This window comes from Mesorhizobium sp. LCM 4576, from assembly GCF_001854815.1.
In the GTDB taxonomy this organism is placed as follows: Bacteria; Pseudomonadota; Alphaproteobacteria; order Rhizobiales; family Rhizobiaceae; genus Mesorhizobium; species Mesorhizobium plurifarium.
On the sequence record NZ_MDDT01000024.1, the window covers coordinates 712,772 to 734,474 of the forward strand.

A 21,703-nucleotide genomic window follows, 5' to 3' on the forward strand; every position below is an offset into this window, starting at 1 on the left:
CTGTGGCACCCCCTTAGCATGATGCCAAAAAGTTGCAGACTTTTTGGGTAACATCATGCGCCAAAACAAAAGTCAGAACGAAATGACGGTTAATTTCGTTCTAGTCAGTCAGGCCATAAAGCCGCGCGCGGAACGCCGCCTTGTCCTTCAAATATGTGGTTTTCAGAACGYCCACAACATGCGTCCGCCACGCGTCGCTGAAGCCGTCATAGTCCTTGTAGAAGCCGGGCTTGTTGAAGACGTAGCGCGAAACGAAGTCCTGCGGCACGAAATCCGAGATCAGCTGGTTGGTCARCCAGGCGTCGGGGTGTTCGGGCTTGGCGCGCACGACCAGGAAGCGCTGGCGCGGCGGCACGTCCTCGATCTTGAGGTGRCCGAATTGGGCGATCTCGCGCTTGGCGGCGTTGAGGAAGGGAAAATTGCCGTCGCTGGCGATCAGGTCGGCATGGCCATGGATCCAGGTCTGCAGCCAGACCTTGTCGACGTCGGTCAGGTTGCGGTTGGGCTCGGCGTCGCGTATCAGCGCGCGCACGATCATCTCGGCGCGGTGCTCGAGATAGCCGGAAGCCTCGATCCAGGAGGCGCGTGGCAGGTCGAGGCGGCCGGTGGCGGCCAGGAAGCGGAACACCTTGTCGGCGTCGTTGATCGACAGATAGCTCACCTGCCAGGGCCGCGAGCGGCGGAAGCCGGGAGCGGCAGGGTCGCTGATGACCGTCGTCATATCGGGGTCGACGAAGACATAGAGGCCGCCGAAATGGCTGGTCCAATAGGCGTTGTGGCGGAAGATCACCTGGTCGGGCACCAGCGCGTTCTCGCGGATGTCGCCGCAGACCTTGGCAAGATCGACCATGCGCTGGAGCATGGCGTTGTCGCGCCAGGCGTCGGGCTCCTGCTTCAGCCGGTCGACCAGCTTGCCGAGCTCGGCCGCCTTGCCCAGCACGTCCTCGGCCGACAGCACCTTGAACTCGACCTGGTTGATCGACAGCAGGTCCTCGATGTCGTTGACCTTGGGGACCGAGTCCTCGATCTCGCCGTAGATCACGTCCTTGATGGTCAGCGCGTCGATGGCGCGCTGGTTCTTCGACATGAATTCGAACATCAGCTGCGAGGTGTTGGAGAAGGCGGTGTGCACCACCGGCAGGTCGATCTGCGACGGCGTCAGGATGATGAAGCGGCGGTTGACCTCGTTGGGATCGAGATAGTTGTAGTCGCCGCACTCCTCAGCGATCTCGGGCGAGAAGCCGGTGCGGTCGATCTGGAAGCTCTTAAGCTTGGTCGGCTCGAGCCCGAACGCAGCAAGCGCCTTGTTGTAGCGCTGGATGAGATGCGGCTCGTCGATGGCGAGCAAGCGGCCGTAGATTAGCTCGTTGTCGCGCAGGAGGTCGGGCTTTTTGGCGGGGCGGGTCATGCCTTCTCCCCGTTCACGGGGAGAAGGTGCCCGAAGGGCGGATGAGGGGCGGCGCCGGCGCTCATCGTTCTTGCTCCGATCTTGCGGCCGGCAAAAATCTCACGTCGATACCAATCATCTTTCGATCCAACCGACCATCCAGCGCCGCAACAATCGTCTCCAACACACTCGCGCGGCTGGTCAAAACATCCGCATGCCAAACTCTCAGTACCGACCAACCATTTCCATTCATCGTCTCATCTCTGTATCGATCCCTGGATCGACCGGCATGTTGGCTGCCGTCAACCTCGACAACCAGATTGGCTCCGCGGCAAGCGAAGTCCGCGAAATAGGGGCCGATCGGCAGTTGGCGAACAAACTTGTGGCCGTTCAATCGCCGCCCCCGCAGTTCATGCCACAGCCGTTCCTCCGCATCGTTTTCGACCTGCCGCAGCTCGCGGGCTCTCGTAACCTTTGGCTCATTTCTGCCACGCACGGCGCTGCCCCTCATCCGCCCTTCGGGCACCTTCTCCCCGTGAACGGGGAGAAGGAAAAGATCACCACGCCCCCTTCTTCTTCAATTCCTCCATCTCGCGCGCTGCTCGCTCGCGCAGCCTTGCGTCGCGCAGGAGCTTCTCCACCGCCGCGTCATCCGACTTGTCGGAATAGCGGAACTCGGAATCGGCGTAGCGGTTGATCTCCTGCATGACCATGTCCATCGAGAACGGCCCGCGCAGTTCCTCGATCATCGCCTTCTTGTCGTCGTAGCTCTTATGCATGAAGGCTTCCGGCTTCTCGAACCAATCGTCCGGCAGCTCGATGTCCATGGCGCGCATTTTTATCGCGTCGGTGACGTTCTTGATGGCGCGGCCGGTGAAGCGCGGCTCGGCGTCCTTGATCAGGTGCAGGTAGGTGCCGACATCGGCCATGGTCTTGGGCGCGCCATTCTCCTTCATGTAGCGCTCATAGACCTTCATCAGCCCGTCTTCCTGCGGCTTTTCATGTTCCTCATAGGCTTCGGCCACGGCGCGCTGAATCTCCTGCGCGGCATAGAGCTCGTGGTCCCCGAGCGGGATCTTGTGGTTCTTGCCGGCGAGCAGCACGAAGATGTCGATGTAGTCGTCGCGGGTCTGCGGGCCGTCGACCAGCCAGCGGGCGCCGGCGCGCTGGCGCAGCGCGTCGTCGACATTTTCCGGGTAGTTGGAAAACATGCCGAAGGAGCAATTGCCGCGCACCACCGTCGAGGCGCCGGCGAAGGCGTCCATCAAGACGCCGGTGATCTCCTGCTGGCCGGCGGAAGCGCGATCGTCGGAACGGCGCGCCGCCACCTGGTCGATGTCGTCGATGGTGCCGAAGCCGATGACGCGCGGATTGAGCACGTTGTTGATGAACTGGCGGCAGTTCTGGCCCGACTTGCCCTGATAGGACGAGATCTGGTCGACGCCGAAATTCTCATAAGCGAAGGGATAGCCGGCGACCTGGCAGTAGCCGTTGACGAGGCCGGCGATCATCTGGATCAGCGTCGTCTTGCCGGTGCCCGGCGCGCCGTCGCCGATGAAGGTGAACAGGAAGCCGCCAAGCTCGACGAAGGGGTTCAGCTCGCGCTCGAAATCATAGGCCATCAGCATCTTGGCCAATTTGACCGATTGATACTTGGCGATGTGGTTGCCGACGACCTCCTCCGGCTTCTTGAAGGTCATCACCAGCGGCTTGGAACGCTTGCCCGGCGCGACGTCGAAACCGTCGAGGGTGAAGTCATCGATGTCGATGCGGATATGCGCGTTCTCGAACGGACCGATGCCGTCGAAACGGCCTTTTCGCGCCAAAAGCCCGTCGATGGCGACGCGGGCAAAAGCCCGCGTCCGCGTCGTCAGATCGGCGTCATCCTTCGAACCGGCGATCGCCTTGTCGAGGCCGGCGACGATCGACTTCACCGCGTCCTGCGGCGTGTCGAAAAGGAAGTCGGGCTCGGGGATATCGTTCGGCGCCTCGCCGTCGCTGTCGATCAACTGGAGCAGGTAGGAGGCGAAGCTGAAGGCCGAGACGTAAGCCGAAGCCGACAGAAGCCTCTTGAAGGTGGCTGCCTCGTCACCTTCCAGCGGCGCCCGCGCGTTCTTCGCCTGCAGGCTTTCGAGGTCGGAGCCTTCGGCGAAGACATCCGAAATAGCCAGCGCGATCGCCAGGCCGCGCCGGGCGCGGTAAAGCAGCGTGTGCTGCGGGATGCTCATCAGCTGGTCGTCAGGGTGGATGGCGGCCACCGTTTTCGTGAGCTCGACCTCGCGCGTGCGCCGCACCGAGCCGACCGACACCGTCGAGACGAAGCGGCGGTTGGTGCCGGCAAGCGCGGTGCCGGATTCGCGCGAAGGGTCCTCAAGCACGACGATGCGGGTGATGAAGCTCTGCGCGGTCGCGCGGTGCTTCTCGATAGCTGCTTCCGAGATCGTTGTCAGGCCGGTGTCCATGAAGGATGCTCCGCGGTTTGACGGTCACACATCGCTGATCACCTGTCCGTTGGACAGGATGTGGACCTTGTAGCCGGAAAAGATCTTCTGCGCTTCGCCGGCGGCATAAAGCGCCTGGTAGGCCTCGTGCGGGATCAGCGCGTGGTTCTCGTAGCTCGACACGCCCTGGCGCGCCGCTTCGAGGTCGTCGGTGTTGATGAAGAACTCCTGCGTGGTCTTCTCGCTGGAGAAAAGACCCTTGCGGCCCGGCTTCTCGCTCTTGGAAAAGACCTCCTGGATGGTCCAGGTGAGCAGCCAGGCATTCTCGGGCTTGCGCACCTTGGAGAGCACCTCGGCCACGGTCGAATTGTTGTCGGTGATGCCGGCCGAGTAGAAGGGCCCAAGYACGACGCGCCGCAATTGCTTGGGGTGCAGTGGCTCGAAATCCTTGTCCAGATTGACGGCGATCGTCRCTGGCGAGAGCGTGTAGGCCGAATTCTTCTCGGTGAAGTCGTCGAAGCGGTGCGCAAGCTCGGGATTGAGCAGGCCGTCGACGGGTAGCGGGATATCGACCTTCTCGTTCAGCTTGCCATTCACGTCGACCAGCTGGCGCACCATGCTTTCGGAGGAGTCCTCCACCGTCACCATATAGACCAGCGGCAGGTTGGCGCTGCCGTCGAACGTCGCCCAATGGACCAGATAATAGGGCCGCATGGTCTTCGGGTTGACCGAGACCTTGGCCGTCTGCGCCAGGGTGAACGGGCCGAAGGTCGCCTCGCTCTTGACGTCCTCCAGATAGAGCCGCTCGGCCATCGACTTCTGCAGCGCTTCCGGAAATTCCTTGTGGCRCAGGATGAAGTCGGCCATCTCCTCGCGCAGCTCGCCGGCCTGCGGGATGTTGGCCAGGCGGGCGTCGGCCTGCTGGCGGTCGTTTTCCAATTCGAGCAGGTTCTGGAAAACGGGATAGCCGCTGTCGGCGCGCGAGATGCGGAACGTGTCCATGAAGCCGAGCCGGTTGCGCCAGCAGGCAAAGGACTTGTCCAGCCGCGCGATATATTCCGCGACGATCCTGGCGACGATGCCGTGCCGGTAAAGCGGCGAGCGATCGTCGCGCATGAACACTTCCAGCCCGCTCAGCGCCGCCGTGATGGCGGAGAAATAGCGAGCCGCCGCGTCGTTCTCAGGTGTCATGGGAACTGCCGTTGCAATGAAATCAGCGGCGCCGCCCAGACAGATAATCGTGAGATGCCCCACGAATATCTGCCTGGATTCCTTTGGTTTTCGCAGGTTCTGACCGCAAAACCGTGGGACACTTTTGCGGAACCTGCTTAGGACTGCACATAATTGGCGGCGTTGTGCTTCTTCATCACATCGTCGAAGCGGCGGGCGAAGGCATCGTCGGCAAGCTTCTTGCGGCGCTGGATGTCGGCTGAAGCCACCATGTTCTTCTCRTGCATCTCCAAAAGGTCGCCGATGTGCTTCTGCGAGGCGGCGCCGATGYCGGCCATCGTCTCCTCGGCCGTGTTGTCGACCTGGCTGCCCAGCGTGTTGATCTTGTGGGCGACGTCCTGCTGGGCGGCGGTCTTCAGCGAATCTTCCAGCGCCTTGTACAGCACGATGCGCTGCTCGGTGTCGATGGTCAGCTTGTTGATCAGCGTCGACTGCGCGGCGATCTGGTTGTTGAGCGAATCGACGAAAGTCTGGAACATCGACGTGTAGCGCTCCAGCGTCTGGCTCTCGGCCAGCAGCTCCTGCTCCTTGGCCTGTTTTTCGTTGTATTCGGTCGCCATTTTCGAGCGCTCGCCCTCAAGCTCGGTGCGCTCCTTCTGGGTCGTGGAGGAGGCGATCTTGTTTTCGATGTCGAGCAGCAGAGGGTTCAATTCCTCGATGCGCTTTTGCACCGCCTCGAGGTTGGACATGGTCGTCTTGCGGCGCTCGATCACCTGCGACAGGCTGGTCTCGGAAGTCTTGTAGCGCTGGTCGAGGACCTGCTTCTGCGCCTTCAGGATGCCGACGATGGTGTCCGACTTCRCCAAAAGCTCCTGCAGATTGCCGGCCAGCGACATGTTGCGGACGCGGTCGGTGCGCATGCGCTGCTTGCGCTGCGCCGAAAAGACGCCGACGAAGTTTTCCCAGCCGGTGTAGTTCTTCATGCTTTCGAATTCGGCGCCGAAGACATTGGTGGCATCCTCGAGCCCGATGATCAGGTCGGCGATGTTGCCTTCCATGACCTTCTGCTGCTTGAGCACATCCTCGATGCGGGCGTTCTCGATGTCGAAATTGGCGTCGCCGATCTTCTTGTCGGCCTGGGCGAGCGTGTCGAGCACCGTGCCGGACTGCTCGATCTTGGTGCGCATGTCCTGCACGACCTGCTTGGTCTTGGCAATTTCGGCATCGAAATTCTGCAATGTCGCCATTGGGGCCTCCCGCTTCGGCATCCRTTTCCGTGTCGTGGCGGCGAATATATGTGGGGCTTCAAGGGATTGAAAGAAGGAAGACAAACAGAGGCGCCAAAACAAAAGAATTGGTTAGACCCTTGAAAGACAAGGCAAGCATGCGCATGGTGTCCAATAATGCGCGCCGCCGTCGAACAGCTTCAGCTTATATGCCTTAAGTTATTGTTTTTACGGACGGCCAAGGCGATGAAACAGCGCCGGCAAATCTCTAGAGCGGTTCGCTGTTTCCGGGAAACGGCGAACCGCTCTATCTCTTTGCAATAGCGATCAGGGCTTGGGGTCRGCCTTTAGATAGGCAATCACGTTGGCGATGTCGTCATCGCTGGTCAGGCCGGTAAAAGCCATCCTGTTGCCAGGAACCTTCTGCCTGGGCGCCTTGAGATATTCCGTGAGGTTGGCTTCGTCCCAGACGAGGCCCGCTGCGCCGGCATCCTTCATGGCTTGCGAATAATGGCTCTGAAAACTTTCCGCCGAGCCGGCCTTGCGCCCGACGACACCCAGCAGATGCGGGCCGACCTTGTCGCGATCCGTCGCTGCCTCATGGCAAGCGATGCAACGGTTGAAGACCTTCTTGCCCAGCGCCGCATCGCCACCGGCATGCGCGGCCAGGCCGCCGGCGAACAGCAAAACGACGGCGGACACGATGGCTCGAAACATTGCGGGATTCTCCGGCTGGTTCTGGCTGGGCGGGAAATTAGAGCGCCGACCTTAACAAAGGCAGCATAGATCGCACGACTGCAAGAGGGTGGCAGCCGGCTACCCGACGACCGGCAGTCAAAAAAGCTTCCGGCTCAAGGGCCCACAAAACCGATGAAGTCGTCGGGCTCGGCCCTGCCCATCTCCTCTTCCCAATGGCGGCGGCAGAGCGAGACATAGACGTCCTTGCCGATCGCCACTTGCTCCCCCTGCTTCGCCACCTTACCGTCGGGTCCGAGCCGCACCACCATCGTCGCCTTGCGGCCGCATCGGCAGATAGTGCGCACTTCGCGCAGGTCGTCGGCGATGGCGAGCAGCGCCCGCGAGCCGGAGAACAGATTGCCCTGGAAGTCGGTGCRCAGGCCGTAGCACATGACCGGAATACCCAGCCGGTCGGCGATGCGGGCGAGCTGCCAGACCTGCTCCTCCTCGAGGAACTGCGCCTCGTCGACGAAGATGCAATGCACCGGGGCATGTTGGTGATGCTCGGCGACCCTGGCATAAAGATCGTCGCCGTCTCGGAACATTTCGGCCTCGGATTCGAGGCCGATGCGCGACGAGATCAACCCGCGGTCGCCCTTGCGATAGTGGCCGGCGACGAACAGCATCGTCGACATGCCGCGTTCGCGATAGTTGTAGGACGCCTGCAAGAGCATGGTCGTCTTGCCGGCGTTCATCGTCGCGTAGTGGAAGTAAAGCTTGGCCATGCCGTCCTTCTAAGCTCACATATCGGCGCACGGGGAGGGGGCCCGCGGCTCCGTCCACCAAAAACTCCCTGCCGTCTAAAATCCGATGTCGTTCAAAAGCCTGTCATGTCGCTTAATGGCCAGCGCGCGCCGTTCGTCGTGATGTTGAAGCGCTTGAAACAGCTTCAAAATGGTGTTTGGCTGACGAAACAAGGCGGGCGCAAGAACCGTGACTTCGCTTTGCCTCGAAGTTCCAATGGGAGAAAAGTTCATGTCGCGTATGAAATCCTTCGTCGCAGGCCTCGGCCTCGCGGCGCTTCTGTCCACGACCGCCGCTTATGCCGGCGATCCGGCGAGCTGCAAGGCGGTCCGCCTGTCGGACGTCGGCTGGACCGACATCCAGGCCACCACGGGCCTCGCCTCGGTGCTGCTCACCGCGCTCGGCTATGAGCCGCAGACGATCCAGCTCTCGGTGCCGGTGACCATGGCCTCGCTGAAGAACAAGGACCTCGACGTCTTCCTCGGCAACTGGATGCCGTCGATGACCAACGATATCAAGGACTACACCAAAGAGGGCTCGATCGAGACGATCAGCACCAATTTGACGGGCGCCGGTTACGGCATCGTCGTGCCGACCTATGTCGCGGATGCCGGCGTCAAGACGCTGACCGATCTCGGYAAGTTCAAGGACAAGTTCAACGRCAAGATCTACGGCATCGAGGCCGGAAATGACGGCAACCGCATCATCCTCGACATGATCAAGAACCCGAAGGACAATCTCGAGGGCTTCGAACTGGTCGAGTCGTCGGAAGCCGGCATGCTGACACAGGCCGAGCAGTCGATGAAGAACAATGAGTGGATCGCCTTCCTCGGCTGGACGCCGCATCCGGTGATGGGCGCCATGAAGATCACCTATCTCGACGGCATGGGCGACAGCGGCTTCGGCGCCGCCACCGTCTACACCATTGTGCGCAAGGGCTACACCACCGAATGCCCGAACGCGGGCAAGTTCATCGCCAATTTGAAGTTCAATCTCGACATGGAAGGCGAGATGATGGACGCGATCCTGAAGGGTGGCGACCCGCAGACGGTGGCGACCGACTGGCTGAAGAAGCATCAGGACGCGGTCGCGCCCTGGATCGCCGGCGTCACCACCTTCGACGGCGGAGACGCGGCTGCGGCCGTCAAGACCGCGCTCGGGGGCTGATCCGCTTGGGACCGGCATGATTTCCGGAAAAGGGCAGCCTCTTCAAGAGGCTGCCCTTTTTCATATGCCTGGAGACGTGAGAGGATGACCGTGCGGCAAGCGCGGCGAAGCCGAGAGGGGAAAGATGGATCCGATTTCTAAATTCCTGACCGACTACAAGATCCCGATCGGGCCATGGGGCAAGGCCTTCTTCAGCTTCCTGACCGACAATTTCGACACCATCTTCCGGGCCTTCTCAAACGGGCTGAATTTCATCCTCGACGGGGCGGTGGACCTGTTGCTGATGGTGCCGCCGGTGCTCTTGGCGCTGGTCATCGCGATCATCGCGTGGTTTTTGCAGCGTTCGCGTCCGCTCGCCATCGGCGTCTTCCTCGGCCTGATCTTCATCATCAACCAGAATCTGTGGAAACAGACGGTGCAGACGCTGGTGCTGGTCGTTGCCGCCGCCGCGATGGCGATGGCGATCGGCGTGCCGCTCGGCATCTGGGCCGCGCACAAGCCGAAGGTCTACCGCGTCATGCTGCCGGTGCTCGACCTGATGCAGACGCTGCCGACCTTCGTCTACCTGATCCCGGTGCTCACCCTGTTCGGGCTCGGCAACGCGCCCGGCCTGATCGTCACCATCATCTTCGTCATCCCGACGGCCGTGCGGCTCACCCATCTCGGCGTCGTCTCGGTGCCCAAGGCGATCATCGAGGCGGGCGAAGCCTTCGGCGCCACCAAGCGCCAGCTTCTGTGGAAGGTGGAGCTGCCCTCGGCGCTGCCGACCATCATGGCGGGCCTGACGCAATCGATCATGCTGTCGCTGTCGATGGTGGTGTTCGCCGCGCTGATCGGCGCCGGCGGCCTCGGCACGGAAATCAACCGCGCGCTCGGCTCGCGCCGCATCGATCTCGGGCTTGAGGCGGGCCTCGCCATCGTCGTGCTCGCCATCGTGCTCGACCGCATGACCCGCATCGGCGTTGGAGGCAAGAAATGACCGTCGCGGTTGATTTCAAGAACGTGGACATCGTCTTCGGCGCCGATCAGGCAGGTTCGCTGGCGATGATCGACCAGGGCGCCACGCGTGCCGAAATCCTCGAAAAGACCGGCAATGTGCTGGGATGCGCTGGCGCCAGCCTCACCGTGCATGAAGGCGAGATCTCGGTGCTGATGGGGCTGTCCGGCTCCGGCAAGTCGACCCTGCTTCGGGCCGTCAACCGGCTCAACGTCGTGTCGCGCGGCCAGGTGCTGGTCAAGGACGGTGACCGCACCGTCGATGTCGTCACCTGCGACGAGGCGACCTTGCGGCGGCTGCGGCAGAAGCAGGTGGCCATGGTGTTCCAGCAGTTCGGCCTGCTGCCCTGGCGCACGGTCGAGGAAAATGTCGGCTTTGGCCTCGAGCTTGCCGGCGTGCCAGAAGCCGAGCGCAAGGCGCGGGTGCAGAAGCAGCTGCAGCTCGTCCATCTCGACCAGTGGTCGAAGAAATACGCCCATGAGCTTTCGGGCGGTATGCAGCAGCGCGTCGGCCTCGCCCGGGCTTTCGCCACYGAGGCGCCGATCCTTCTGATGGACGAGCCGTTCTCGGCGCTCGACCCGCTGATCCGCACCAAGCTGCAGGACGAACTGCTGCAACTGCAGGCCGAGTTGAAGAAGACCATCATCTTCGTCAGCCACGATCTCGAGGAGGCGCTGAAGATCGGCAGCCACATCACGATCATGGAGGGCGGCCGCATCGTCCAGACCGGCGCGCCGGAAGACATCGTTCTGCGGCCCGCCAACGACTATGTCCGCGACTTCATCGCCAATGTGAACCCGCTGTCGGTGCTGACCGCGTGGAACGTGATGCGGGACCGCCGCGATCTGGAGCAGGGCGACAATGGCTGGGTGTGGCTCGACCGGCGCAAGACGACGCGCTTCAAGATCGACGAGCATGGCCTGGTTGCGGCAGCCGAACGCGACGGCAAGCCGGCGGTATGGGTGTCCTGCGCCGATGTCGAGCGCCAGCCGGAGGAAGGGGCGCAGGTGTTCTGGGCCAATCCCGGCACGCCGCTGAAAACGGTGATGCTCGCCATGCATCGCTCGCAGACGGCGCCGGTGGCGCTGTTCGACGAGGGCTCGCGCTTCGTCGGCGCGATCGGCATCAGGGACGTGCTGAGCGCCGTGCTGAGGCGGTAGGCTTCCTCGCGGACAAAAGCTTCTGAGGGTGTTGCCCGACAAGACCTCGCGCCGGCCTTTGAAGCTTGTGATTCCTCGCTATGGGGAATGGCAGGCTTCCGGCCCATATTTTTTTCGAAATCCATTCCGATTCCGCGCCTCAATGCGGTAGGGTATTGCTGCGATCGCGCGGATGGCACCCGCGCGGTGCGGAAACRCAGCGGGGTATGCGACGATGATCTTCCGTCAGCTCTTCGATTCCGTTTCGGGCACCTACTCCTACCTGCTCRCCAGCCGCAGGGGCGGTGAGGCGCTGATCATCGATCCAGTGCTGGAGAAGGTCGAGCGCTATCTGCAGCTCGTCAACGAGCTCGATCTCAGGCTGGTCAAGGCGGTGGACACGCATCTTCATGCCGACCACATCACCGRCCTCGGCGCGCTGCGCGACAGGACGCATTGCGTCACCGTGATGGGCGAGCAGACCAAGGCCGACGTGGTGTCGATGCGGCTTGCCGACGGCGACAAGCTCGGCATCGAAGGGCTGGCGCTCGACGTCGTCTACACGCCCGGCCATACCGACGATTCCTACAGCTTCGTCCTGCCCGACCGGGTCTTCACCGGCGACACGCTGCTCATCCGCGGCACCGGCCGCACCGATTTCCAGAACGGCGATCCGCGCCAGCAGTATGAATCGATCTTCGGCCGCCTGCTCAAGCTGCCCGACGAGACGCTGATCTTCCCGGCGCATGACTACAAGGGCGAGACCGTGTCGACGATCGGCGAGGAAAAGGCCTTCAACCCGCGCCTGCAGGTGAAGTCGGTCGACGAGTATGTGAACATCATGAACAATCTCAACCTGTCCAACCCGAAAATGATGGACGTGGCCGTGCCGGCGAACATGCGGGTCGGACTGCATCAGGACGACATCGCCGCCCGCGGCTGGGCGGTGAGCGCAGAGCAGGCGCTGGCCCTGGTCGGGCGGCCCGACGTGGCGTTGATCGACCTGCGCGAGCAGTCCGAACGCGAGCGCCACGGCGTCATCCCAGGCGCAATCCATCTGCCCTATGCGCGGCTGCAGGAGAACATCGCCGCCGGCGGCATGCTGCACGAGCTGGCGAAATCGACCAGCAAACAGCTCCTGTTCTACTGCGCCTTCGGCGAGCGCTCGGCGATGGCGGTGCAAGCGGCGCAGGATGTCGGGATTTCGAGCGCCCGCCACATCCAGGGYGGCATCGACGCCTGGCGGAAAGCCAGCGGGCCGCTATCCCACTAGCAACCGGCTGGATTCAATTCAGCCCGATCAGCTTGGCGCCCTTCCGGAACAGGGTTTCTCCGTCCCTATCGAAGCGAAACGTGGCGATGAAATCGTCAGCGCGATAGTTCGGGAGCGTGTTGCGGATCGCGGCGGCGAAGGTGCGCGCTTCGTCCTGCCGGCCGGCCAGCGCCAGGCAATGGGCGGCGATCGCCAGGATGATGACATGGGCGTTTGGCCTTGCGGCCGCCTTCAGCGCCCATTCGGCCGCCGCTTCGAATTCGCCCAGCCTTGCATGCGCCATGGCGCGCGCGCCCATCATGCCGAACAGCAGCGGATCGAAGGGGCTGAGGTGACGCGAATGGTCGGATGAGCCGATCGCCGACAGTGGGTCGCCCGACTGGGAATGGACGAAGGACAGCGCATAGTGGCCGAGCGCGAAATTGGGGCTGAGGTCGACGGCGCTCGCCAGTTCCAGCAGCGCGCCGTCCTGTTCGCCGCGCAGCCATAGCGCGCGGCCCATCGCCCAGTGGGCAGCAGGGTTGYGGTCGTCGACCAAGAGGCTCTGGCCGGCGCTTTCGAAAGCARGCGTGGTTTCGCGATCGCGGTCGCCCCAGCGCTGGAAAGCATTCTGCCAGTGGGTGAAGGACATGCCGGCATAGGCGCGCGCGAAAGTGGGATCGAGCTTCAGCGCTTCGCCGAAGAAATRCTGCGCCAGCTCGTTTTCCTGGCGGGTAAAGCGATACATGTGCCAGAGGCCGCGGTGATAAGCCTCCCAGGCATTGAGCGAGTTAGGCGCCTTCAGCAATGCGCGGTTGCGCTCCACCGTCGCGATCTCGGCGGCGATGGAAGAGACGATGCTGTTGCCGATATCCTCGATGACGATGAAGATGTCGTCGGGCTTGTGCTCGAAGGTCTCGGCCCAGACGATCCTTGCCGTGCGGACCTCGGCAAGCTCGACCGAGATGACAAACCGGCCCGGCAGAGCCCGCACCGAGCCCGTCGCGACATAGTCGACATTCAGCCGGCGTCCGGCGTCTTCCGGCGCGATGTTCTTGTCGGCGAGCGCGAAGACCGAGCCGCGGGCGATGACGAAAAAATCGCGAAGCTTGGCAAGCCGCGTGATGATGTCGTGCGTGAGGCCGTCGGCCAGGCCGCCGCGGAAGCCGCCGCCGGCGCTCTCCGCAAACGGCATCACAGCGAGCGAGGCCCGGCGCGTCGCCGTGGGTTCGGACTCGATCGCGGCGATCGGCGAATCCGATATCGGGAAAGACGGCCCGGACCGGGCGCATGGCGTTGCGCCGGCGTTGCGGGCCCTTATCTCCTGCCAGGCTTCGCGCAACGGCGTGAAATCAAGCTCTTCGGAGTGGAACAGCTCCGCCGCCGTGGCAAGATGTTCCTCGCCAGCGCCGAACTGCCCGCGCCGGGCCAGGTTTTCCAGCAGCGCCACATGCGCGCGGCCGTCGAACGGCGCAAGCTCCAGCCATTTGTCGATATAGGCGCCGGCTTCATCRGCCCCCTGCGGGACAAGACCGATGATGTGCTCAAGGACGGCAACATGGCATGCGCCGAATCGGCGGCGCTGCGCCGTCAGCCAGCTGCCGAAATGCGGGCTGCGATCGAGCTCCAGGCCGTCGAGAAAGTCGCCGGCGAACAGTTGCGCAAGCGTCCGCAGACGGTCGAGGCCAAGCGTCTCGATCCCTTCCGCCACCGCGGCGGCCGCCTCGACGGCATCGACGTTCGCACCGCCGAGGCGAAGCGCCACGGTGTCGCCCTCGGTCTCGATCCGGCGCAAGGCCGGTTCGTCCAGCGCGGCGCGCAGCTTGCTCAGGCACCAGCGAAGCTCGCCGCGCGGATCGTTGGGCACGTCCCAGAGTAGTTCGCAAAGCCGGCTGCGGCTGACAGGGTGAGGCGCCAGCGCCAGATAGGCCAGCAGCGCGCGCAGCTTGCGCGACGAGGGCAAGGTAACCGGCACTCCGTCGCGAGCAATCGTCAGTTGTCCGAGCAGCCTTACGGACAGGCCAACACGGTCGTTCAGCCTCGATCGGGTGGATTCCACGTATGTTTCCACGCTTTCTCCAACGCTGGCCAATTGGTCCATAGTCTATCACCAAAGATGACAGGAGGCAGCCGGCGGCCCCATTCCGCGCCGGAACGCCGCCGTTGCCGCATTTTGCGGCAGATCAAGCAACCTAACGCGGCAAGGTGTCGAAACCGCGCCGCCCAATCCGCCGGTTTGTAACCGGCATGTGAGATTCGAGGAGAAAGCCCCATGTTGCATCAGTTGAAGATCAGGACCACGGCCGGGCGCGGCAGGCTGTTCGACAGCATTCTCGACACGGTCGGCGACACGCCGGTCATCCGCATCAACAATCTCGGGCCGGGTCACGCGACGATCTATGTGAAGGCCGAGTTCTTCAATCCTGCGGCCTCGGTAAAGGACCGGCTGGCGCTCAACATCATCGAGGAAGGCGAGCGCAGCGGCAAGCTCAAGCCCGGCCAGACCGTGGTCGAGGCGACGAGCGGCAACACCGGCATCGGCCTTGCCATGGTCTGCGCGCAGAAAGGCTATCCGCTGGTGGTGACGATGGCCGACAGCTTCTCCATCGAGCGCCGCAAGCTGATGCGCATGCTAGGCGCCAAGGTGGTGCTGACGCCGCGCGCCCAGAAGGGCTTCGGCATGTACAAGAAGGCGGTCGAGCTCGCCGAGGCGAACGGCTGGTTCTTGGCGCGCCAGTTCGAGACCGAGGCCAATGCCGCCATCCACGAGGCGACGACGGCGCGCGAGATCATCAATGATTTCGCCGGCTCCAGGCTGGATTATCTGGTCACCGGCTACGGCACCGGCGGCACGGTCGCCGGGGTCGGCCGCGTGCTGCGCCGCGAGCGGCCGGAGGTCAGAATAGTGCTCGCCGAGCCGGCGAACGCCCAACTGGTCGGCAGCGGCAAGGGGCAGGAGCGCGGCGCCGGCGGCGCGCCGGCTGCCAGCCACCCAGCTTTCGAGCCACATCCGATCCAGGGCTGGACGCCGGACTTCATCCCCAACGTGCTGCAGGAGGCGATCGACCAGCGCTACTATGACCAGGTGGTGCCGATCCCTGGCCCCGAAGGCATCAAATGGGCGAAAGCGCTGGCGCAGCAGGAAGGCATCTTCACCGGCATCTCCGGTGGCGCCACCTTCGCCGTCGCGCGGCAGATCGCGGGCACCGCGCCGGCCGGTTCGGTCATCCTGTGCATGCTGCCCGACACCGGTGAGCGCTACATGTCGACGCCGCTTTTCGACGGCATCGAAGCCGAGATGGACGCCGAGGAAACAGCGCTGTCGCGCTCGACGCCAAGTTGTCAGTTCGAAGCCTGAGGACAGATACCGCGACGCCGCCTTCAAAGGGCGGCGTCGCCATTCTTGCACATGATCACCCACATGCCGGCGGGAGAGATACGGATGGACAGCTTTCAGGAGACGGCGACCACGGACGAAACGCTCGATCCGCCGAATTGGACCGAGATGGGAGCGCTCTCGCACCAGGTCCTCGACGATGCCATCGCCTATCTCAAGAATGTCCGCGAACGTCCTGTCTGGCGAGAGATGCCGGCCGAGGTGCGTTCATTCTTCTCGGCGCCGTTGCCGCGGTCGCCGGCGCCGGTGGCCGACGTCTATGACGATGTCGTCCGCAACGTCATGCCTTATCCGATGGGCAACATCCATCCGCGTTTCTGGTCCTGGTATATGGGGGCCAGCAACTTCACCGGCGCGCTCGGCGACTTCCTGGCCGCGATCCAGGGTTCCAATCTCGGCGGCGGCAACCATGCCGCCGGGTTGATGGACAGCCAGGTGGTCAACTGGATGAAGGAGATGGTGGGTTTCCCTGCCTCGGCCGGCGGCACGCTGGTCAGCGGCGGCTCGATGGCCAACATCATCGGCCTGACCGTGGCGCGCAACGTCAAGGCGGGCGTCGACGTGCGCGAACGTGGCGTCGGCGCCATGCCGAAGCCGTTGCGCTACTACGCCTCGGACCAGGTCCATTCCTGCCACCGCAAAGCTATGGAGGCGCTCGGCCTCGGCAATCGGGCGCTGCGGCGGATCCCGACCGATGCCGGTCTGCGCATCGACATCGTCGCGCTCAAGGCGGCAATCGCGGAAGATCGCGAGGCGGGGTTCAAGCCCGCCTGCGTGATCGGCACCGCCGGCACCGTCAACACCGGCGCCGTCGACGACCTGCGGGCGCTGGCGAAAGTGGCGGCCGAAGAAGACCTCTGGTTCCATGTCGACGGCTGCATCGGCGCGCTGATCGCGATCGCGCCCGAGAGCCGATCGCTCGTCGCCGGCATCGAACAGGCGGATTCGATCGCGCTCGATCCGCACAAATGGCTGCATGCGCCGTTCGAGGCCGGCTGCGCGCTGGTGCGGGACGCATCGGCGCACCGCAACACCTTTGYCGTCACGCCGGAATATCTGGAATCGACACCGCGAGGCCTGGCTTCCGGAGCGTGGCTGCACGATTACGGGCTGCAGACGTCGCGTGGCTTCCGCGCGTTGAAGATCTGGATGGCGCTGAAGGAGCACGGCGTCGAAAAGTTCGGCCGGCTGATCGACCAGAACATCGCCCAGGCGCGCCACCTCACCCGGCGGATCGAGGCGGAGCCGTCGTTCGAGCTGATGGCGCCGACCACCATCAACATCGTCAGCTTCCGCCACCGGGTGGATGGTGCGTCGGAGGAAAAGCTCAAGGCGTTCAACACCGAGATCATGCTGAGACTCCAGGAKGATGGCATCGCGRCTCTGTCCGACACCACCGTRCACGGCCGGCATTGCCTGAGAGTGGCCATCGCCAATCACCGCACGCGGCGCGACGATCTCGACCTGCTGGTCACGGAGATGCTTCGGTTGGGACGGGAAACCGCGGCCGCCGCGGCGCCAATGTGAAACACGCGACCTAAAGCGCGTCGCGATCTTTCAGATTCGCTCCATGCGCTTTAGGTTTGATTTTACGCATGTCTATATCCCGAAACCGGTTCCCACTTTCGGGAGACATGCTTTAGGCGTATTTCAACCGGCCGCCAGCGGCGCGCCCGGCAGATAGAGCATGATCGGCCGGATCTCGTAGACGGCGGTCGGGTTGACGCGCTTGAGATCGCGCGCGGCGGCGATCGCTTCGTCCTGGTTCGCGCAATCGAGGACATAGAGGCCGAGCAACTGTTCCTTGGTCTCGGCGAAGGGACCGTCAATGACCATGCCGTCGCCCGGACCGCGCAGCGTCACGGCCTTGGCCGTCGCGTCAAGCCGGGCCGCCGGCCCGAGCTTGCCCTCGCGGGTCAGCCTGTCGTTGACCTCGAGCAGGTCTTTCATCAGCGCCGCGTCCTCGCCGGGCGTCCAGGACTGCACGGTGTCTTCCACGTGATAGGMAAGGACGGCGTAGAACATGGGTGGATTTCCCTCGTGACCAAGCGGGCCGCACTATCACAAGGAAGAGGCGGCCGATCCAGTGGCGCAATGCGGCGGGACGACCGCCTGCTGACTCAAGCTGCCACCGGCAGCCTCAACTCCGTCAAAAGGCCCCCGCCGGGATGGTTCGAAAGATTGACCTCCCCGCCGGCGCCGCGCGCGATGTTGCGGGCGATGGTGAGGCCGAGGCCGAGGCCGCCGGTGGCGCGGTTGCGCGAACCCTCCAGCCGCACGAAGGAGCCGAACACGGCATCCAGCTTCGCCTGCGGGATGCCGGGGCCTTCGTCGCGGATCGACAGCGTGATCGTGTCGCCCGATCGCCGCACGCCGAGATGCGCCTTCTTGCCGTAGGTCACGGCGTTCTGGATGAGATTGGTGACGCAACGGCGCAGCGCCACCGGCCGCGCGATGCAGATGAGGCCGCGCGAAGGGACCACGTCCTCGTCGAAGCACGCGCCGTCGAAGGAGTCCGCCACCGATTCCACCAGCGACCAGAAATCGATCCGCTCGGCCTTTTCCTCGGTCACCTCGAACTTGGCGAAGTCGATGACGGAGCTGGCGATGCTTTCGATGTCGGCGAGGTCGTGCGCGAGCGCCTCGCGCGCCGGCGACTTGCGCAACAGTTCGAGGCGCAGGCGCATGCGCGTCAGCGGCGTGCGCAGGTCGTGCGCCAGCGCCGCCGCGAGGTGCTCGCGATCCTCGACATAGTCGCGCAGCCGCATCTGCATGGCGTTGATCGCCTTCGCCGCGGCGCGGATCTCGCGGCTGCCGCTCTCGGCGATCGGCGGGCTCTTGAGATCATTTCCGATGCGCTTCACCGCGGTTTCCATCATCCGGTAGGGCGCGGTCAGGCGGCGCAGCGACCATATCGACATCACCACGATCAAGCCGGCAATCAGCGAGTAGAGCGGCAAGCTGTCGACGCTGAGGATCGGCCCCGGAGGCGTGATCGGCTCGGTGAAATTCAGCCATTGCCCATCGGAAAAGCGCAGCGAGGCCGTCAGCTTGTCGCTCTGCGCGAAATCCGCGCCGAGGACCAGGAGATCACGCTCGACCTGGCCGACATCCTTGTTCACCGCCTGGCCGTCCGGGACATCGGACTCCTGGGTGGCGGGATCGCGCCGCACGCGCGCGTCGGTGATGCCGAATTTCGACAGGCGGCCGACCAGGATGTCCTCCAGCTCCGCCAGCTGGTCGTCGCCGGCGATCGAAGAGGTGACGGCGGGCGTGTCCGAGACCGTCAGCGCATAGGTCGAGTTGAACAGGCCCGACGCGGTCGCCTTGCGCTCTTCGGGCGTGGCGTCATGCATCAGCTGCACCAGCGAGTAGGCGCGGTCGTTCAACCGGTAGAGATCGACGATACTGTTGGCGGCGGCGCGGTCGCGCGCCACGATGTAAAGCGTCGCCACCTGGCTGATCATGAGGCCGGCAATGACGATGAGCAGTACCCAGACTGGCAGGGTCTGCGGCAGGAAGCGTCTCATTCGGACGTGGTCTCGGGCAGGAACTGATAGCCGCCGCTGCGCACGGTCAGGATCAGCTTGGGCGTCTTCGGGTCGTCTTCCATCTTGCGGCGCAGGCGGCTCACCAGGATGTCGACGCTGCGGTCGAAGCTGTAGCCGGTGTCGCCGCCGGAAAGCTCGATCAGCTGCTCGCGGGTAAGTACGCGCTGGGCGCTCTTGACGAAGGTCTGCAGCAGGTTGAACTCGGCCATCGTCAGCTCCACCCGGACGTCGTCCGGCGCCGTCAGGCGGCGCCGCGCGCAGTCCATCGTCCAACCGGCAAAGTGATAGATCTGCTTGGCGGCCGGGCGGCGCGGCTCGGCGCTGCCGTTGCGTCTGAGCACCGCGCGTATGCGGGCCAGAAGCTCGCGCGGATCGAAGGGCTTGGGCACGTAATCGTCGGCGCCCATTTCCAGGCCCACCACGCGATCGGTCGTTTCGGTGACCGCGGTCAGCATGATGATCGGCGTCGTGTAGTTGGCGCGGATCTCGCGGCAAAGCTCGAGGCCGCTTTTGYCGGGCAGCATCACGTCGAGAACGATCAGGTCCACCGGCGTGCGGCGCAGGACCGCTTCCATCTCGGTGCCGTCGCCGGCAACCGTCGTGTGCAGGCCGCGCTTCTGGAAGAATTCCTGCAACAGGTCGCGTATGCCCTTGTCGTCGTCGACGATCAGTATGTGTGCGTCCGATTTCACTCGAAACCTATGATTCTGTTAGCCGGGCGTCCCTTCGGCAATCTCTCACACGATAGAATTCGGGCCACATCTTGGCCAGTGGCCGCGATCGCCGGGCCGGGCGAGTTCCCCAGAAACAATCCAGAAACAAAATTCTACAGTCGGGAAAAACTGGTGAAAAATTTCAAGGTCATAACCGGTGCCGTGGCGGTCAGGTCATCGGCTGCGGCGCAAGTTTCCGGAGTAACGGACGAGATCAATGCAGAGGTTCTGGATCAGCGTGATGGGTGCTTTGCTCAGCATGTCGCTCATCACAGCCGCGGCCGGCGCCTCCACTGCAAAGGTCGCGCCGCCGCTCACCCGGACCGAGCGCTGCACCAATCTGAGCCGTCAGGTTGACGAAGCCCTCGAAACCCATGCCGCGGCAACGCAGGTCACCGCGGCGAAAGCACTGCAAAGAAAGGGAAACCGGTTCTGCGCCAACAAGAAGCAGGCACAGGGAATCCGGATGCTCGCAAACGCTTTGAAGCTGCTTGGAGTGACACCGATCGATCCCGTTCAGTGACGCTCATCCAGATCTGCAAGAAAAAGGAAATGAAGCCATGAAGAAGTCCCTCCTCTCCGCCCTCGGCCTCGGTGTTGCTCTCGCCTTCGCGATGCCGACTCTTGGCAACGCCCAGACGACGACGACCGCTCCGGCTGCTTCGACCGCGACCAGCACGACCGCTCCGGCCGACAGCACGGCGAAGAAAGTCGTCAAGAAGACCGCCAAGAAGCACAAGAAGGCTGCGACCAAGAAGGTCGTCAAGAAGACCGACAAGAAGGACGCCCCGAAGACCTGATCCAGGCTTCGGCATCATCTTGCAAAGCCGTTCCGGCCATTTCGGCTGGAGCGGCTTACGCGCGACGGAAGCCTCCCAACCGGCAGCTTCCGCCGCGCCTGGCGCGACCCTTAACCTGATTGCAATGCCGGTGCTGTAGGACAATCCGCATGAAGAAGCGGTGTTCGTCCCTGATGCGTTGGCTGGCACTCGGCGGCCTGATCGTCACCGCGGCCGCGCGATCGTTGATCATCTTTACCGCAAGCCCCGTGCCGGATCCCGCCAGCGGCAGGACCGAGCCCGAGCTGTTCGCTCCGCTGATCTCCTCAAGCTTCGACTACATTACCCCGGCGCAGTCCTGGATTCTGCTCGTGCTGACCGGCGCGACGATGATCGGCTTTGCTGCCTGGATGCTCTTCGCGCTGCTCGAGCGCGGATCGGGTGGCCCCGGCAGGTCGCGCACGGCCGGGCGGCAGGGGCGTTGACCGGCAGGCGACGCTTCCCCACATAGGTTTTCATCACCTTGGCCCCGTTGCCGTCGCGCGAGGCAAATGGACGTGCGCGTTCCTGCGTGACAAAGTGAAACGAGAACCCAGTTCGTCGCTGGTGGATTCCGATGCTCGAAACCGTGCTCAAACCCCGCACCAAGACGCAGCCGAAAACCGAGCGGCCGAAGCTCTACAAGGTCATCCTCGTCAACGACGATTTCACGCCGCGCGAATTCGTGGTGACGGTGCTCAAGGGCGAGTTCAAGCTCAGCGAGGATCAGGCGCACCGCGTCATGATCACCGCGCATACGCGCGGCGTCTGCGTGGTCGCCGTGTTCACGCGCGACGTCGCCGAGACCAAAGCGGCGCGCGCGACCGATGCCGGCAAGGCCAAGGGCTATCCGCTGCTGTTCACGACCGAGCCGGAAGAGTAGAGGCACTTCCCCCTTCTCCCACAAGGGCAGGGCTGTCCGGGGAAAGTTAGACATAGTCGAGGCTCATCTGATCGGGAGAG

Annotated in this window: 21 protein-coding genes; 10 read left to right on the forward strand and 11 right to left on the reverse strand. The window is 63.6% G+C overall.

Features of this window, described 5'->3' with window-relative positions; genetic code table 11:
- Window positions 1–100 precede the first annotated feature (100 nt).
- The 7 genes from LCM4576_RS16420 to LCM4576_RS16450 all read right to left on the reverse strand — a co-directional run bounded on the left by LCM4576_RS16420 (window position 101) and on the right by LCM4576_RS16450 (window position 7,687).
- Entirely contained in the window at window positions 101–1,408 is a 1,308-nt protein-coding gene (locus LCM4576_RS16420) for a DUF6638 family protein (RefSeq protein WP_071033105.1), read from the reverse strand.
- 61 nt (window positions 1,409–1,469) lie between these two features.
- Window positions 1,470–1,883, reverse strand: a complete 414-nt coding sequence (locus tag LCM4576_RS16425; protein ID WP_041004951.1) for an endonuclease domain-containing protein — start codon at window positions 1,881–1,883, stop codon at window positions 1,470–1,472.
- 61 nt (window positions 1,884–1,944) lie between these two features.
- Window positions 1,945–3,849 carry an ATP-binding protein gene (locus tag LCM4576_RS16430; protein WP_071033106.1) on the reverse strand — a complete coding sequence of 635 codons (1,905 nt, stop codon included), beginning with the start codon at window positions 3,847–3,849 and terminating at the stop codon, window positions 1,945–1,947.
- A 24-nt stretch (window positions 3,850–3,873) separates the two neighbouring features.
- Complete coding sequence (locus LCM4576_RS16435; protein WP_071033107.1) at window positions 3,874–5,019, reverse strand: hypothetical protein; 1,146 nt, start codon at window positions 5,017–5,019, stop codon at window positions 3,874–3,876.
- 137 nt (window positions 5,020–5,156) lie between these two features.
- Window positions 5,157–6,245: a hypothetical protein gene (locus LCM4576_RS16440; RefSeq protein WP_071033108.1), complete on the reverse strand. Its 1,089-nt coding sequence runs from the start codon at window positions 6,243–6,245 to the stop codon at window positions 5,157–5,159.
- A 306-nt stretch (window positions 6,246–6,551) separates the two neighbouring features.
- Complete coding sequence (locus LCM4576_RS16445) at window positions 6,552–6,941, reverse strand: cytochrome c family protein (RefSeq protein ID WP_071033109.1); 390 nt, start codon at window positions 6,939–6,941, stop codon at window positions 6,552–6,554.
- Between the two features lie 134 nt (window positions 6,942–7,075).
- Entirely contained in the window at window positions 7,076–7,687 is a 612-nt protein-coding gene (locus tag LCM4576_RS16450) for a thymidine kinase (protein ID WP_071033110.1), read from the reverse strand.
- 250 nt (window positions 7,688–7,937) lie between these two features.
- Between LCM4576_RS16450 and choX the strand changes: the two genes are divergently transcribed.
- From choX to LCM4576_RS16470, 4 genes are all read left to right on the forward strand, one after another.
- Entirely contained in the window at window positions 7,938–8,873 is a 936-nt protein-coding gene (gene choX / locus LCM4576_RS16455) for a choline ABC transporter substrate-binding protein (RefSeq protein WP_071033181.1), read from the forward strand.
- 124 nt (window positions 8,874–8,997) lie between these two features.
- Window positions 8,998–9,852, forward strand: a complete 855-nt coding sequence (choW, locus tag LCM4576_RS16460; protein ID WP_040989738.1) for a choline ABC transporter permease subunit — start codon at window positions 8,998–9,000, stop codon at window positions 9,850–9,852.
- Complete coding sequence (gene choV / locus LCM4576_RS16465) at window positions 9,849–11,030, forward strand: choline ABC transporter ATP-binding protein (protein ID WP_040989735.1); 1,182 nt, start codon at window positions 9,849–9,851, stop codon at window positions 11,028–11,030. Before choW ends, choV begins: the two co-directional genes overlap by 4 nt.
- Before the next feature lie 214 nt (window positions 11,031–11,244).
- Window positions 11,245–12,282: an MBL fold metallo-hydrolase gene (locus tag LCM4576_RS16470; RefSeq protein WP_071033111.1), complete on the forward strand. Its 1,038-nt coding sequence runs from the start codon at window positions 11,245–11,247 to the stop codon at window positions 12,280–12,282.
- Between the two features lie 13 nt (window positions 12,283–12,295).
- On the opposite strand, the gene LCM4576_RS16475 is transcribed toward LCM4576_RS16470, so the two are convergent.
- Window positions 12,296–14,362, reverse strand: coding sequence for a transcriptional regulator (locus LCM4576_RS16475; protein WP_116397943.1), 2,067 nt, complete (start codon window positions 14,360–14,362; stop codon window positions 12,296–12,298).
- Between the two features lie 171 nt (window positions 14,363–14,533).
- On the opposite strand from LCM4576_RS16475, the gene LCM4576_RS16480 reads away from it, so the two are divergent.
- Both LCM4576_RS16480 and LCM4576_RS16485 read left to right on the forward strand, forming a co-directional pair.
- Window positions 14,534–15,619, forward strand: a complete 1,086-nt coding sequence (locus tag LCM4576_RS16480; protein ID WP_040989733.1) for a PLP-dependent cysteine synthase family protein — start codon at window positions 14,534–14,536, stop codon at window positions 15,617–15,619.
- Between the two features lie 84 nt (window positions 15,620–15,703).
- Window positions 15,704–17,185, forward strand: a complete 1,482-nt coding sequence (locus LCM4576_RS16485; protein WP_071033113.1) for a pyridoxal-dependent decarboxylase — start codon at window positions 15,704–15,706, stop codon at window positions 17,183–17,185.
- Window positions 17,186–17,308: 123 nt separating this feature from the next.
- On the opposite strand, the gene LCM4576_RS16490 is transcribed toward LCM4576_RS16485, so the two are convergent.
- The 3 genes from LCM4576_RS16490 to LCM4576_RS16500 form a co-directional block, all read right to left on the reverse strand.
- Window positions 17,309–17,683 (reverse strand): YciI family protein, encoded by a 375-nt coding sequence (locus LCM4576_RS16490; RefSeq protein ID WP_071033114.1) that lies wholly within the window; start codon window positions 17,681–17,683, stop codon window positions 17,309–17,311.
- Window positions 17,684–17,778: 95 nt separating this feature from the next.
- Window positions 17,779–19,188: an ATP-binding protein gene (locus LCM4576_RS16495; protein WP_071033115.1), complete on the reverse strand. Its 1,410-nt coding sequence runs from the start codon at window positions 19,186–19,188 to the stop codon at window positions 17,779–17,781.
- Window positions 19,185–19,901, reverse strand: a complete 717-nt coding sequence (locus LCM4576_RS16500) for a response regulator (RefSeq protein ID WP_071033116.1) — start codon at window positions 19,899–19,901, stop codon at window positions 19,185–19,187. Before LCM4576_RS16500 ends, LCM4576_RS16495 begins: the two co-directional genes overlap by 4 nt.
- A 238-nt stretch (window positions 19,902–20,139) precedes the next feature.
- Between LCM4576_RS16500 and LCM4576_RS16505 the strand changes: the two genes are divergently transcribed.
- The 4 genes from LCM4576_RS16505 to clpS all read left to right on the forward strand — a co-directional run bounded on the left by LCM4576_RS16505 (window position 20,140) and on the right by clpS (window position 21,623).
- Complete coding sequence (locus LCM4576_RS16505; RefSeq protein ID WP_040989724.1) at window positions 20,140–20,445, forward strand: hypothetical protein; 306 nt, start codon at window positions 20,140–20,142, stop codon at window positions 20,443–20,445.
- 37 nt (window positions 20,446–20,482) lie between these two features.
- Window positions 20,483–20,722 carry a hypothetical protein gene (locus LCM4576_RS16510; RefSeq protein WP_071033117.1) on the forward strand — a complete coding sequence of 80 codons (240 nt, stop codon included), beginning with the start codon at window positions 20,483–20,485 and terminating at the stop codon, window positions 20,720–20,722.
- A gap of 149 nt (window positions 20,723–20,871) precedes the next feature.
- Entirely contained in the window at window positions 20,872–21,186 is a 315-nt protein-coding gene (locus tag LCM4576_RS16515; RefSeq protein ID WP_071033118.1) for a hypothetical protein, read from the forward strand.
- A 131-nt stretch (window positions 21,187–21,317) separates the two neighbouring features.
- Window positions 21,318–21,623, forward strand: a complete 306-nt coding sequence (gene clpS, locus LCM4576_RS16520; protein WP_071033119.1) for an ATP-dependent Clp protease adapter ClpS — start codon at window positions 21,318–21,320, stop codon at window positions 21,621–21,623.
- Window positions 21,624–21,703: the final 80 nt, after the last annotated feature.